General features: G+C 39.9%; 13 protein-coding genes. 10 read left to right on the forward strand and 3 right to left on the reverse strand.

What is annotated here, in order from left to right; all coding sequences use genetic code 11:
* Positions 1-43: 43 nt before the first annotated feature.
* The 9 genes from infC to KK487_RS07410 all read left to right on the forward strand — a co-directional run bounded on the left by infC (position 44) and on the right by KK487_RS07410 (position 8,509).
* The gene (infC, locus tag KK487_RS07370; protein WP_008110479.1) at positions 44-604 is read left to right on the forward strand and encodes a translation initiation factor IF-3; all 561 of its coding nucleotides are present in this window, start codon (positions 44-46) and stop codon (positions 602-604) included.
* A gap of 212 nt (positions 605-816) precedes the next feature.
* A complete protein-coding gene (gene rpmI / locus KK487_RS07375) occupies positions 817-1,017 on the forward strand; it encodes a 50S ribosomal protein L35 (protein ID WP_004587840.1) in 201 nt (66 codons plus the stop codon).
* 15 nt (positions 1,018-1,032) lie between these two features.
* The gene (rplT, locus tag KK487_RS07380; RefSeq protein WP_008110477.1) at positions 1,033-1,395 is read left to right on the forward strand and encodes a 50S ribosomal protein L20; all 363 of its coding nucleotides are present in this window, start codon (positions 1,033-1,035) and stop codon (positions 1,393-1,395) included.
* Positions 1,396-1,681: 286 nt separating this feature from the next.
* Complete coding sequence (locus tag KK487_RS07385) at positions 1,682-3,499, forward strand: M14 family metallopeptidase (protein WP_036956443.1); 1,818 nt, start codon at positions 1,682-1,684, stop codon at positions 3,497-3,499.
* Between the two features lies 1 nt (position 3,500).
* Complete coding sequence (locus KK487_RS07390) at positions 3,501-4,142, forward strand: MBL fold metallo-hydrolase (protein ID WP_036956444.1); 642 nt, start codon at positions 3,501-3,503, stop codon at positions 4,140-4,142.
* Between the two features lie 84 nt (positions 4,143-4,226).
* Positions 4,227-4,685, forward strand: coding sequence for an Lrp/AsnC family transcriptional regulator (locus KK487_RS07395; protein WP_008110469.1), 459 nt, complete (start codon positions 4,227-4,229; stop codon positions 4,683-4,685).
* A 114-nt stretch (positions 4,686-4,799) separates the two neighbouring features.
* Positions 4,800-6,356, forward strand: a complete 1,557-nt coding sequence (locus tag KK487_RS07400; protein WP_033103251.1) for a SulP family inorganic anion transporter — start codon at positions 4,800-4,802, stop codon at positions 6,354-6,356.
* Between the two features lie 258 nt (positions 6,357-6,614).
* Entirely contained in the window at positions 6,615-7,688 is a 1,074-nt protein-coding gene (locus tag KK487_RS07405; protein WP_008110465.1) for a sensor histidine kinase, read from the forward strand.
* Complete coding sequence (locus tag KK487_RS07410; RefSeq protein WP_008110464.1) at positions 7,685-8,509, forward strand: LytR/AlgR family response regulator transcription factor; 825 nt, start codon at positions 7,685-7,687, stop codon at positions 8,507-8,509. The genes KK487_RS07405 and KK487_RS07410 overlap by 4 nt, the downstream gene beginning before the upstream one ends.
* Before the next feature lie 62 nt (positions 8,510-8,571).
* Here the strand turns inward: KK487_RS07410 and pyk are convergent, their stop codons facing one another.
* A complete protein-coding gene (gene pyk, locus KK487_RS07415; protein WP_036956445.1) occupies positions 8,572-10,008 on the reverse strand; it encodes a pyruvate kinase in 1,437 nt (478 codons plus the stop codon).
* Between the two features lie 350 nt (positions 10,009-10,358).
* Here pyk and gnd point away from each other — a divergent pair, with 350 nt between their 5' ends.
* Positions 10,359-11,732 (forward strand): NADP-dependent phosphogluconate dehydrogenase, encoded by a 1,374-nt coding sequence (gnd, locus tag KK487_RS07420; RefSeq protein ID WP_036956446.1) that lies wholly within the window; start codon positions 10,359-10,361, stop codon positions 11,730-11,732.
* A 66-nt stretch (positions 11,733-11,798) separates the two neighbouring features.
* On the opposite strand, the gene ansA is transcribed toward gnd, so the two are convergent.
* Complete coding sequence (ansA, locus tag KK487_RS07425; protein WP_024601031.1) at positions 11,799-12,809, reverse strand: asparaginase; 1,011 nt, start codon at positions 12,807-12,809, stop codon at positions 11,799-11,801.
* A 70-nt stretch (positions 12,810-12,879) separates the two neighbouring features.
* On the reverse strand, positions 12,880-14,745 hold the full coding sequence (gene sppA / locus KK487_RS07430; protein WP_008112457.1) for a signal peptide peptidase SppA: 1,866 nt from the start codon (positions 14,743-14,745) through the stop codon (positions 12,880-12,882).
* Positions 14,746-14,926 lie beyond the last annotated feature (181 nt).

Consider the following 14,926-nt stretch of genomic DNA (forward strand, 5'->3'; position numbering starts at 1 on the left):
GCAATCACAAACAGCCAACTACACGCTTATATTATTGATATTCTTGGAGGAACGTACCATTAGAGGCGGCAAGAAAGGGCAACAAACAGCTCAAAAAAATCGTATTAACGAAGAAATTACAGCGCTAGAAGTTCGTTTAATCGACATCGACGGCGAACAAGCTGGAATTCAGTCATTAAAAGACGCGCAAGCTATGGCTGATGCAGCGGGTGTTGATCTTGTAGAGATCAGTCCAAACGCTGAGCCGCCTGTTTGTAAGGTTATGGACTACGGTAAGTTCATCTTTGAAAAAAGCAAAGAACTAAAAGAGCAGAAGAAGAAGCAAAAGCAAATCCAGATTAAAGAAATCAAATTCCGTCCGGGAACGGATGAAGGCGATTATCAGGTTAAGCTGCGCAACTTACGTAAGTTCTTAGAAGCTGGCGATAAAGCTAAGATAACTATCCGCTTCCGTGGTCGTGAAATGGCTCACCAAGAAATTGGTATCGAATTATTAAACCGTATTAAAACCGATTTAGAAGAGTTAGCAGTTGTTGAGTCTTTCCCAAATCGTGTTGAAGGTCGTCAAATGGTTATGATGATGGCACCGGTTGCTAAAAAGTAATAATTAGGCGATAATACGCACCGAATTTAGCTCAGGTTTGCAAGTGATGTGAAAATGTCCACCTGAGTTAACCGGTTTTAAAGTAAAACTGCGGTATTTATATCGGGTTTTCACCGGAACATAGCAGTAAGTTAGGCCTTTAAAGTGGAGCTATAGCAATATATCTCACGCCTTCTTACTAAATTTAAAGCAATACAATTGGAGTTATTGCAATGGCTTACAAGCTAAAAAGTCACAGAGGCGCAGCTAAGCGTTTCAAAAAGACTGCTTCTGGCGGTTTCAAGCGTAAACAAGCGCATCTTCGTCACATTCTGACTAAGAAAACTTCTAAGCGTAAGTTACACCTACGTCCTAAGATGATGGTTCATAAAAATGACCATGGTCTAGTTTCACGTATGTTACCATTCGCTTAATAGGGGTTTTTAGAAATGGCAAGAGTTAAACGCGGCGTTGTCGCACGTGCACGTCACAAAAAAGTTTTAAAACAAGCGAAAGGTTACTACGGAGCACGTTCACGTGTTTACCGCGTAGCTTTCCAGGCTGTTACTAAAGCGGGTCAATACGCTTACCGTGACCGCCGTGCTAAGAAACGTACTTTCCGTCAACTATGGATTGCACGTATCAATGCTGCTTCACGTCAAAATGGTCTGTCTTACAGCCGTTTTATCAATGGTCTTAAAAAGACATCTGTAGAAATCGATCGTAAGATCCTTGCAGATATCGCTGTTTACGACCAAGTTGCATTCGCAGCGCTTGTAGCAAAAGCAAAAGAAGGCCTAGCGGCAGCTTAAGTTTTTGTATAAGTAATGAAAAGGAGCCCATGGCTCCTTTTTTTGTGCCTGTAATTTATTATCTTTTTTATGCGCTTGTAGGCTTTTTCCTTTATTTATTACCGTTGTGTGTTCGTTTTTTTAGGTACTTATTAGCCCTTTTTATTCAGTAGATGTTGATAGCGTGGCTGGGCTGCAACTAAAAATGCCGTTGGCTGTATTTTTTTGTTGAACCACCGCAGTTTTGGCAACTAGAAAAGTTTAATTGCTATAATTTTCTTAATTAATGGGTTTGTTAGAGAAGTATATGTTTATAAGTTTATTGGTTTTATCTGCAAGTATGGCAAATAGCAATCATTTACCGCCATTATTACCATGGGAAGGTAGTAGTACCTCACTATTGCAACAACAGGGACCCTTAACCACAGACTTTGAAATTTCTGCAGGAGTCTCGTCTCCCAATTATGCTGATACCATGGCATTTGTTGATAGATTAGTGGCGGCGAATCCCACTCAATTTAAATCAAAAACGATTGGCTATAGTAATAGTAAACGAGCAATAAAAATGTTGATTGCCAGCGAACAAGGTTTTTTTAATGCGGGTCAAATGGCCAATAGCACCAAACCAACCGTGCTTATTCAGGCTGGTATTCACGCTGGTGAGATTGATGGTAAAGATGCGATGTTTATGCTGCTTAGAGATATTGCTACGGGTAAACGACGCGATATATTAAAAAAGGTAAACATTTTATTTATCCCAATATTAAACGTTGATGGTCACGAGCGTAGTAGTGCGTTTAATCGTATTAATCAGCGTGGCCCTGTCAAAATGGGTTTTAGAACAAACTCAAATAATCTTAATTTAAATCGTGATTACACTAAGCTTGATACGCCAGAGGTTAAAAGCGTACTTAAAGTAATTAATGACTATAATCCGAATTTGTATATTGACGTACACGTGACTGATGGGGCTGATTACCAATACGATGTAACCTATGGCTATAACCCGGTATTTGCTAGCGAGTCGCCTGCCATTTCAGATGCGCTTAACCGTTATTTTAAACCAATGATTGATCAAACCCTCACTGAGCAAGGCCATATTCCGGGCCCTTTAGTGTTTGTTATGGATAAGCAAGAATTTAAATCAGGGCTGGCCGGTTGGGTTGCCACACCGCGGTTTTCAAACGGGTGGGGTGATTTAAAGTCATTGCCTACCATTTTAGTTGAAAACCATTCTTTAAAGCCATACAAACAACGCGTGTTAGGGACTTATGTGTTTATAGATGGTGCTATTGAAGCATTATCAGCGCATAAAGATAAACTCGCTAATGCAGTAAAAAAAGAACAAGAATTTGTTCCTAAGCAATTAATTGTTAAGCGTGGTTATTCTGAGCAGCCTGATCATATCGCGTTTAAAGGTATTGCTTATTCTAAAAGCCTGAGCCCATTGTCAAATCAACAAGAAGTAAGCTATTTGGGTAAAAAACAGGATTATGACAAGCTGCCTATTTTTTGGCAAAAAGAGGTGCAGCACACGGTTGAAGTACCAAAATCATTTTTTATTCCACCTGTTTACACCGATATTATTGAGAAATTAGCCTTGCATGGGGTGTCAGTTAATAAGCTCAGTGGTGCCAACACTCAGCCATTAAAAATGGCAAAAGTAGCGCAATATAGTTTTGATAAAGCGCCATTTGAAGGGCGTTTTAGAGTGTCGGCACGTTTTGATTATGTACCAGCTACAAATGTGGATTTAGATGGTTGGTTTGAAGTGAGTACGCAGCAAAAGGCAGGAGAGTTAGCTGTCCACTTGCTACATCCTGAAGCACCAGATTCATTTTTTGCTTGGGGGGAGTTTAATACTATTTTTCAGCGCACTGAATATATGGAAAATTATGCTTTGATACCGTTTGCTGAAAAAATGCTTGCTGATGACCCCAAATTAGCCCAAGAATTTGATAAAAAAGTAAACCAGGATAAAGACTTTGCTAAGAACGCTGAAGCACGTTTAAATTGGTTATATGAGCATAGCCCATTTTATGATCAAGCTTATTTGAAATACCCAGTTTTAATGTCATACCAAGAGAATATAGTTATTCCAGCACAAAAAGATAAAGAAATATAAGATGAAAATAATCACTATTCCCGTAACCCCGTTTATGCAAAATTGCCGCATTATAGTATGTGAACAAACCCAGCAAGCTGTCGTGGTCGACCCTGGCGGTGATGCTGAAAAAATTAATGCATCACTTAAGCAGCATAATTTATCATTAGCAGCGATTTGGTTAACCCATGGGCATTTAGATCATGTAGGCGCTGCGCATAATTTACGCGAGCAACACAAGGTAAAGATGATTGGGCCTCATGAGGATGAACGTTTTTGGTTCGACAATTTACCGATGCAAGCCACTATGTTTGGCTTTAAACCGATCAACTCCTTCTATCCTGATGAATGGTTAGCCCATGGTGATAGTATCAAGGTTGGGCAGCTTGAATTTAAAGTACTTCATTGCCCAGGACATACGCCAGGGCATGTTGTGTTTTATCAACAAGCACACAATACGGTTATCGTCGGGGATGTTATTTTCAAAGGTTCAATAGGGCGTACCGACTTTCCTAAAGGCGACAGCAAGCAGCTAGTCGACTCTATAGTGCAACATATCATGACATTACCACCGAACACTGCAATTTTAAGTGGCCATGGTGACAACACCCATGTTGCTCATGAACAGGCTACTAACCCATTTGTAAGTGGCCAGTTTGGTTGATGTGCATATTTGTTAAAAATAAGCAGACTGCTTTTTAAAAAGGCTGTATAATTTAACCAATTTATTAGATAAATAAGAAATAAAATGTCTCTAAATCACGTAGATCGCCAAATATTGGCACTTTTACAGCAAGATGCAAGTTTATCAACTGCTGAGATTGCAGACAAAGTCGGACTTTCTCAGTCTCCTTGTTGGCGTCGTATTGCTAAATTAGAACAAGATGGCTACATCAAAAGTAAAGTCGCATTGCTTGATGAAAAAAAGCTGGGCTTTGATATGTTGGTTTACGCCCATGTACGTTTATCAAACCATGGTAAAAAGAATTTAGCTGAGTTTGAAAAATTAATACTTAGCTATGATGAAGTGACTGAATGTTACACCATGGCTGGCACTATGGACTTTATGTTGCGTATTATTTCTCAAGGCATAGAAGGTTATGAGCACTTTGTACGCGATAACTTGCTTAGCTTAGAATATGTGCAAGAGGTTCATTCTAATGTGACCATGACGTGTGTTAAACGAAGCACGGCACTGCCACTTTAAACTTTACTAAGCAGCTAAAAACACACAGGCTGAATTAACTATAATTGTGAAATGAGCGCTAATTTGATAAAATCTAGCGCTTTTTTTGTTAGCGAAATAAAACTGAGGAACTCAATGTTTAACTTACTCAGCAGAGCGCCAAGCTCTGCTAAAAACGATATTCTCTCTGGATTGACAGTGGCACTTGCCTTGATCCCAGAAGCTGTTGCATTTGCCTTTGTTGCAAATGTAGAACCTCTTGTTGGTTTATACGCCGCATTTATTGTGGGCTTAATTACGGCTATTTTTGGTGGTCGTCCGGGTATGATTTCGGGTGCAACCGGTGCATTAGCGGTTGTGATGGTAAGTTTAGTACTTGATCACGGAGTGGAATACCTATTTGCCACTGTGTTGCTGATGGGACTACTACAAATATTGGCTGGGGTATTTAAGCTTGGTAAATTTATTCGTATGGTTCCGCATCCTGTTATGCTCGGTTTCGTTAACGGTTTAGCGATTGTTATATTTTTAGCCCAGCTTGGACAGTTTAAAGTGCCTGATGGTGCTGGCGGCCAAATGTGGATGTCGGGCAGTGCGCTTTACATCATGTTAGGTTTAGTGGCGCTAACGATGGCAATTATTCACTTTTTACCAAAATTAACTACCGCAGTGCCTTCATCACTGGTTGCTATTGTTACTGTAACGGGTTTAGTGATTGGTCTTGATTTAGAAGCGCGTACAGTACTTGATTTCTTAAAAGGCATGACAGGAAATGAAGCTGCAACCATTGCCGGTGGTTTACCACAGTTTCATATTCCTATGGTCCCTTTTAACCTAGAAACACTACAAATTATCTTTCCATATGCGCTTATTCTTGCAGCAATTGGCTTAATTGAATCGCTGTTAACGCTAAGCTTGATTGACGAAATTACAGAAACCCGTGGCCATTCTAATAAAGAATGTATTGGCCAAGGTGCGGCCAACGTCACATGTGGTTTCTTTGGTGCAATGGGTGGCTGTGCCATGATTGGCCAATCTATGATCAACATTAATTCAGGTGGGCGTTCGCGTTTATCAGGTATTAGTGCCGCATTGATGTTACTTGCATTTATTATCTTCGCTTCAAGCTTAATCGAAATGATTCCACTGGCGGCATTAGTTGGGGTTATGTTTATGGTGGTGCTGGGTACGTTTGAATGGGCGAGTTTTAAAATGATGAAACGCGTGCCTTTATCTGATGCTTTTGTAATTGTATTAGTTTCGGGTGTAACGGTTATTACCGACCTTGCGATTGCGGTGTGTGTAGGTGTTATTGTCTCTGCGTTAGTGTTTGCATGGCAGCATGCAAAACATATTTACACAACTAACTATATTGATAAAGAAGGTTCAAAAGTGTACGAGCTACATGGGCCTTTATTTTTTGGTTCGGTTAAAAACTTTGCTGATTTATTTGATGTTAAGAATGACCCTAAAGATGTGATTGTTGAGTTTAAATACAGTCGCGTTGCGGATCATAGTGCGATTGAGGCCATCGACAGCTTAGCTGACAAATACAATAAAGCGGGTAAAAAGCTGCACTTGCGTCACTTAAGTAAAGACTGTACAGAACTACTTCATAAAGCACGTGACTTAGTTGAAGTGAACGTAATTGAAGATCCGACTTATAAAGTTGCTTCAGATAAGCTTGCTTAAAAAATAAAAGTAAACATTGATAAGCGAAAGGTGGATGCCTTTCGCTTTTTTTATGCGCTTTAAACCATCCGCAAGGGGTAATTGCAACACGAGTTTTAGCCTGTTTAACGTAACAACTAAACCAGAACTGAACATCCATCCTGTATTTATTTAATTTATTGTTTGCGATAGGGCTATTAAAAAGTAAGACAGTTGGTAGTGCTATACCCGACGATAAATCGATATAATAGTGACAAATTTACAAGGTAATAATTAATTTTGAATTGGCAGTCTTTAATTGATAACAGACAACGTTTTTTCTGGCTTTTGCAAATTGCAGGCTGGATAGGTTATGCGTTAGTTAACTATATTGGTTCTAAAGTATTCGAAATGCGTGATATTTACGTATTCGTTATTTTACTAAACGCCTATGCGGGCTGTTTAATGACTGTGCCTCTGCGTTATATTTATCGCAAAATTTGGAATGCCTCACCTTGGGTATTAATTATTGTTGTATTTGGCGCCTCTTATATAACCGGTACATTATGGGCCGTGGTGCAAAAGTTTAACCTGTGGGAAATTTATCGCCACGGATACCGTCCTGAAGAATGGTTTTATTATTTACAACAAGGACTTGATTCTGTTTATATTATTTTGTGTTGGAGTGGTTTGTACTTTGGGGTTAAGTATTACCAGTTATTACAAAGTGAACGTCAAAAAGCCTTAAAAGCGACCACAATGGCGCACGAAGCGCAGTTAAAAATGCTTAGATACCAGCTAAATCCTCATTTTTTGTTTAATACGCTCAATGCAATATCAACCTTAGTTTTGGTAAAAGAAAATAAAGATGCTAACTTGATGGTATCTAAATTGAGTGACTTTTTACGCTATACGCTTAATACTGATCCAATTAAAAAAGTGCCGCTGGAGCAAGAGTTACATGCATTAATGCTCTATTTAGAAATTGAACGTGTACGTTTTGATGAGCGCTTACAAGTTAATGTGGACGTGAGTGAGCAGGCCAAACAAGCATTAGTGCCGAGCTTAATATTACAACCGATCATCGAAAATGCCATTAAGTACGCCATTGCCCATATGTCAGAAGGTGGTGTTATTGATATAAAAGCGCAAGTTTTTGCTAATGAATTATTACTTGAAGTGGGCGATAATGGGCCTGGCACTGATATTGAAAATGGTCAGTTAGTTAATGCACAAGGCGTAGGGGTAGCAAACACCCGAGACAGATTAAAAACGCTCTACGAAAATAATTACTCGTTTGTATTATCACATAATACGCCAAGTGGATTAAAAGTTAATCTGCGAGTCCCGTTTGAGAAGGCTGTGAAGAAATGACAAGAATAAAAACGCTTATTGTTGATGATGAACCATTAGCACGTAAAGGTTTAGCCGTCAGGCTTGAAGAGTTTTCTGATATTGAAGTGATCAAACTGTGTAGTTCAGGTTTTGATGCGATTGAAAGTTGTAAAAACGAAAAAATTGATCTTGTCTTTCTTGATATTCAAATGCCTGGTATGAACGGTTTTGAAGTCGCACGTGCTTTAAGTGAAAGCAGTAAAGATTTACCTGCCATTGTGTTTGTTACGGCGTTTGATCACTTTGCTGTTAAAGCATTTGAAATTCATGCTTTAGATTACATTTTAAAACCCGTTGATGATAACAGATTAAAACAGGCGGTAGAAAAAGTGCATACCTATTTAAAAACTCAGCAGGATAACGCCCATAAGAAAAAACTAGCGAGCTTCGTAGCAGGGATAACAGGCAATAACTGCGAAGAAATTTTAAAGAAATTAGCCACAGGCGATACCCTTACGGATCGTCGTTATCCTGAGTCATTGGCCGTAAAAGAGCAGGGCGAAATTGTCAGAGTACCCGTTGCTACTATACAGTGGGTAGATGCGGCAGGTGATTACATGTGTCTGCATTGCCAAGATGGGCAAACGCATATATTACGTAAAACCATGAAAGAGCTTGAACAAGAATTAGATCCAAGCTTATTTGTACGTGTTCATCGCAGCGCGATTGTTAACACCAAACAAATTAGCAAGTTGGTAACTCAGGTTAGTGGTGAATATTTATTAGTGTTAGATAACGGACAAGAGCTTAAAGTAAGTAGAAGTTACCGTGATAAAGTAAAAGCAGCATTAGCTAGCTAACTTTAATAAATAGCATAAAAAAACGCGAGCTTTTAGCTCGCGTTTTTTTATGCGCGTTACAGTTACGAAACCGTGACTATTTTCATCGTGTTGGTTGCACCAATCGTTTCCATCGCATCACCGTGGGTAATAATCACGGTATCGCCTGCTTGTAAAGAGCCTGCGGCTACAAGTGTGCTTAATGCATCTTTAACCATGCTATCTTTTTCACATTTTGTAGAGTCAAAAAATACAGGGTAAACACCACGATACAGTGCTGTTTGACCTAATGTACTTGCATGACGTGAAAGTGAATAAATAGGCAGTCCAGAGCTAATACGCGACATCAATTTTGCCGTACTACCTGACTCAGTAAGGGTAATAATCGCTTTAACAGAGTCTAAGTGGTTAGCTGCATACATAGCTGATAAGGCAATTGATTCGGCATTAGAAGAAAAACGGCTGTCTAAACGATGTTTAGAAACGTGTGTTTCTTTTTGTGATTCAGCACCTAAACAAACACGCGCCATAGTAGCAACGGTTTCTTCCGGGTAATCACCAGCGGCTGTTTCAGCAGAAAGCATCACTGCATCTGTGCCATCAAGTACTGCATTGGCAACATCCATAACTTCTGCACGTGTTGGCATAGGGTTATCGATCATCGATTCCATCATTTGCGTAGCGGTTACAACGGTACGGTTCAATGAACGAGCACGACGAATAATGAGTTTTTGTTTACCCATTAGTGCAGCATCACCAATTTCAACACCTAAGTCGCCACGGGCAACCATAACAGCGTCAGACGCTAAAATAATGTCATCAACTGCTTCTTGTGTTTCTACTGCTTCAGCACGCTCAATTTTAGCTAAAAGCTGTGCATTAGAGCCTGCAGCCTCCGCTAATGAACGCACATAACGCATATCATCGCCACTGCGAGGAAAAGAAACGGCAATGTAATCAACGCCAATTTCAGCAGCGGTGATTAAATCTTCTTTATCTTTTTCCGTAAATGCAGGTGCTGTTAAGCCTCCACCTAAACGGTTAATCCCTTTATTATTAGAAAGTACGCCGCCAACAGTCACAATGGTATGAACTAAGTTACCTTCAACACTTTCTACGGTGAGTTGAATTAAGCCATCGTTTAATAGCAATAAATCACCAGGGGCAACATCTTGTGGTAGCTCTTTGTAGTCAATACCGACGGCGTTAATATCGCCTTGGCCTTTTTCCATTTTGGCATCAAGAATAAATTTTGCACCAACAGATAAGGTCACTTTGCCTTCTTTGAAGGTTGAAACGCGAATTTTTGGGCCTTGTAAGTCAGCGAGAATCGCGATGTGCTTACCAAGTTTAGTTGCAATATCTCGAACAGCTTGTGCACGGTCTTTATGATCTTGTGCAACACCGTGTGAGAAATTTAATCGAACGACATTTGCGCCTGCACGAATAATTTTTTCTAAGTTATTATCTCTATCTGTTGCAGGTCCAAGTGTCGCGACTATTTTTGTACGTCTTAACATTAAATTCTCCTGTGTGCTTTTTTTAAGCAAGTTGACGGTTATTTTGTTTTTAGCGATTACTAATAAAGAGCAATCTTTAGTTTTATGCAATTTTTATAACATTGCGACTATTATATACAAAATGAATATGTCATCATTATGACACCGGTGTCACAGGGCGTCAATGATCTAAAAATTTAAATAGCACTGCTATTTCTTCCCCTGAGAGGGCGGTTGTTTGATATAATTGCGGCGTTTATTTTAGCTGTAATAAATGCATGTAGCTTTGCTCATGGCTGCGGTCTGAGTATAATGCACGCGGTATTATTTTAATTTACTAACCAAATAGTTGTTACCGAGGAGGGCACTAAATGCAAGTTGCATTAGTAGGGTTAGGCGTTATGGGGAAAAATCTTGCCCTGAACTTGATTGAAAAAGGGATAACGCTTGTCGCTTATGACAAAAACCCAAATGCGGGTGAAGAATTACTAAGTTGTGCTAAATCACAAGGCATGGCTGATAAACTTCACATTGTCTCTGATCTAGGGGATATGGTTAGGCGTTTAGAAGCACCGCGTTCTATTTTATTACTTGTGCCTGCTGGCGAGTTAGTTGATGCGGTTTGCAACGAGCTTATTGAAGCGGGTGTTCAGTGTAGTGATATTATTGTTGATTGTGGTAACAGTAATTATAAAGACGGTATTAACCGTAAGCTCAAATACCAAGATAAGTTTGAATTTGCCACTATGGGTATTTCAGGCGGTGCCGAGGGTGCACGTCACGGTCCAGCTATGATGGCCAGTGGTTCTGAAGGTGGCTGGGAGCGTGTCGAGCCATGGTTTACAAAGGTTGCTGCAAGCTATAAAGGCGAGTCGTGTTTTGCGCGTGTGGGCCAGTCAGCCAGCGGCCATTTTGTAAAAATGGTTCATAATGGAATTGAATACGCACTCATGCAACTGATTGCAGAAATGTATCAGCTATTGCGTCACGGCACTAATCGCTCACCTAAAGAAATTGCAGAGATATTTAACGAATGGTCTCAAGGGCAGCTAAATAGCTATTTACTGTCAATCTCAAGCCATATTTTATCACTTGAAAATTCGCATAATGTGCCGCTTGTAGATTTAATTGACAATAAAGTAGGCGCAAAAGGCACCGGTTTATGGACAGCACAAAACGCCCTTGAATTAGGTATTGCGGTACCGTCGCTAGTGGCTGCTGTACAAGCTCGTCATTTAACCAATGCGTGTAATACCACTGCCGCACAAGAAATGACATACAGCGCACAAAATACCACGCAAGTTGATATTGATTTAGATGAATTAAAAGATGCGTTTACCCTTGCGAGCCTGTTGGCATACCGTCAAGGACTTGCATTAATTAAAGGCGCTTCACGAACTCATCAATGGAAAGTTGATTTAGCGAAAACGCTACAAACATGGCGTGCAGGGTGTATTATCCGTGCTGATTACCTTGATAGTGTAGCGCAAGGCGTTGAGTTTATTGACACGCTTGAACAAGAGTCATTAGCGATGCGAAAAGTGACTGGCCAAGCCGTTATGACGGGTCTGGCGTTTCCTGTGCTTAGTGCAACACAAACCTACTTAGCAACGCTAACAACACCAAGTAATGGGCACTTAGTTCAAGCCCAGCGTGATTACTTTGGTGAGCATGGCATTAAAACCCACAGTGGTGAAACGTGTCATTTAACTGACTTAGTTGATATTGACGCAAAAGTTCGTTAATAAAATCTAAGTAATCAAAAAGGACGCTAAGTAGCGTCCTTTTTTGTTATTCGCTTAACTGATTACTTAACGGGTCAGCTCACCACGCAGGTTATCTTGCATTAAATGGCGAATTGTTTCAATTTCTAGGTTTTGACTAAACAAGTAATGCAGCTTAGTTAAGCATGCTTCTAAGGTCATATCGTAACCGCTGATCACGCCTATGTTTAACAGCGCATTACCCGTGGCATAACCGCCCATGTTCACTTGGCCTTTTAAACATTGGGTTAAATTAGTAATAATAACACCCCGTTTACTTGCTTCATCCAGAATCGCTAAAAACTCAGGGTCTTGTGGCGCATTGCCTACACCAAAGCTTAGCAGTACAAGGGCTTTAATATTGCCATTAACTAAGCTTTTTACTACTTCTTTGCTGATCCCTGGGTATAAATACAGCACGCCAATAGCTTGCGGTGTAATAGGGGTAACTTGGAGTTCATTTTCTACATACGGGCTTAATTGCCCTTTGATCAGCTGAATATTAATACCTGAAAGTGCAAGCGGCTCTAAGTTAGGTGAGGCGAATGCATCAAACCCATCTGCATGGGCTTTAGTGGCACGATTACCTCTGAACAACTGATTATTAAAAAATAAGCTGACTTCTGCAATGGGGTAGTTAGCCGCTAAATACATGGCATTAAGTAGGTTAACTTGGCCATCTGAGCGTAATTGAGACAGTGGAATTTGTGAGCCGGTCACAATAATAGGTTTAGTTAAGTTTTCAAACATAAACGACAGAGCTGATGCAGTATAGGCCATAGTATCGGTGCCATGCAGTACCACAAAGCCATCGTAATCTTGGTATTTACTTTTTATGTCATCGGCGATGAGTTGCCAATGAGCCGGTGACATATCTGAAGAATCTATAAGCGGGCAGTATTCATGAATATCAAATAATGGCATTTCTTCACGATTAAACTCTGCGTTATTAACCACGGTTTCGGTTAAAAACCCTTCAGCAGGAATATAGCCGCGAATTGATTTTTTCATTCCTATGGTACCGCCAGTGTAAGCGATATAAATGCGTTTACGTTTCATAAAAAAAGCCCAGTAAAAAAACTGGGCTTAGTATAACGCTAACTGCTAATCAATACAGCCTGTTAAGGCACTATTGTGCAACTGTACACTCTAAACAGCGGGCATAAACACCTTGTGGATCGTTATAATCTTTTAGGTTTTCTACTTCACTGCTTAATTGTTTAATAACACTTTGCAGATTAGCTTGGCTGGCTAATACTGCTGTTTTTTGTGTTTCAAGCCCAAGTACTGATTTAACGGCGGCACTGCCGAAGATATCTTGAAGCATTTTTTCTTGTGGGCTAAGCGATTGCTTAATTGTTTTAACGTCATAGTAGTTAAGCTTTGCAAGCTCAGCAGCTGCTTTAATCGCATCTTGTTTATTACCAAGTTTATCAACTAAACCAAGCTCTTGAGCTTGCGATGCAATCCATACCCGACCTTGGGCAATTTTATCAACTTGCTCTGGGGTCATATTACGTGCCTCAGCAACCACATCTAAAAAGCGTCCATACGCTTCTTCAACACTCATTTGAATAACTTTAGCCATTTTCTCGTTAAGTGGGCGAGTGATTGAAAAACCTGCCAATTCTGTGGTGGCTACGCCATCTGAATACACGCCTATTTTAGCTAGGGTATCTTCAAATGTCATAAAGGTACCAAATACGCCAATTGAACCGGTAATTGTACTCGGTGCTGCCCAAATTTCATTGGCCGCCGATGCAATCCAATAACCGCCTGATGCAGCTACTGAGCTCATTGATGCAATAACGGGTTTACCAGCAGCTTTAAGTGCAAGTACTTCAGCACGAATTACTTCTGAGGCAAACATGCTGCCACCGCCTGAATCTATTCGTAAAACCACCGCTTTAACCTTGTCATCAAGTCGCGCTTTGCGAAGTAGGGCTGCAGTTGAATCACCACCAATTTCACCAGCACGGCGCTCACCATCAACAATAGTGCCTTTAGCAACCACAACAGCGACTTTTTCAGTCATAGGGTTATCAAACTCAATAGGCGGTTTTACTAAACTTAAGTATTCACCAAAAGAGACTTGTTTAAATGTTTTTCCATCTTCATTTTCTCCAACCAATTCAATTAATTGTTGGCGAATTTGCTGATTGGTTTTTAATGAATCAACCCATTGGTTATCCAGTGCATATTTACCGGCATCACCATTAGCGGCTTGCATTTTAGCTAAATAAACATCCATTGTTTCATCAAAGTTTGACTCATCAAAAGGACGTACAGCACTAACGTCTTGCTTATATTCATTCCATAAAGCACCAAGCCATACGCGGTTTGCTTCTTTAGCTGCCTCTGACATATCGTTTCTGATAAACGGTTCAACGGCCGATTTAAAGGTACCTACACGGAATATATGCTGAGTGACTTCTAATTTTTCTAATGCGTCTTTGAAGTAAAGCGGGTACATACCGTAGCCTTCAATAAGCACACTACCATAAGGATGCATCGCAATTTCGTCTGCATGCGCGGCAATGTAATATTGTGCTTGGGTGTAGTAATACCCTGAGGCAATCACTTTTTTACCGGTTGCTTTAAATGTTTCAAGTGCCTGTGTAATTTGTTTGAGCTTATTTAAATGTGCTTTTGGCATTTCTTGTAAATCAAGCAAAATAGCGCTTATACGCGAGTCTTGCGCTGCTTCATTAATTACTTCAACTACATCGTCGAGCAATATTTCACTGGGTGAGTCAGCACTGGCCGTTGCATCATTAATAGCGGCTTCAACAGGGTCTATATAGGTTTTTTCTTCGACAATAGGGCCATTAAGGTTAAGTCTAAGAACAGAGCCCTCTTCGACAATAATTTTATCACCGTCACTTGATACCGATACGATAAAAATAACGACCAAAAATAAAAACAATACGTTGAGTATTAAACGACGTGAGAAGTTGATCCCCGTCCATATACCTTTAAATACCTTTGCTATCAAAATAGCTCCTTAAATTGGTACAGCTAAAACGTTATTGCCATCTTAGCGTAGAATATAAATAAATTTAACTGCTAAATCGTAACGAAACATTTATAAATTCAATTACACTTGAAATTAAACACGTGTTTATTTAATAAATAATTACTGAAATTATGGCTGTAGTCACTACTTTTAACTCACG

It is taken from the genome of Pseudoalteromonas sp. SiA1 (genome assembly GCF_018732205.1).
In the GTDB taxonomy this organism is placed as follows: domain Bacteria; phylum Pseudomonadota; class Gammaproteobacteria; order Enterobacterales; family Alteromonadaceae; genus Pseudoalteromonas; species Pseudoalteromonas tetraodonis.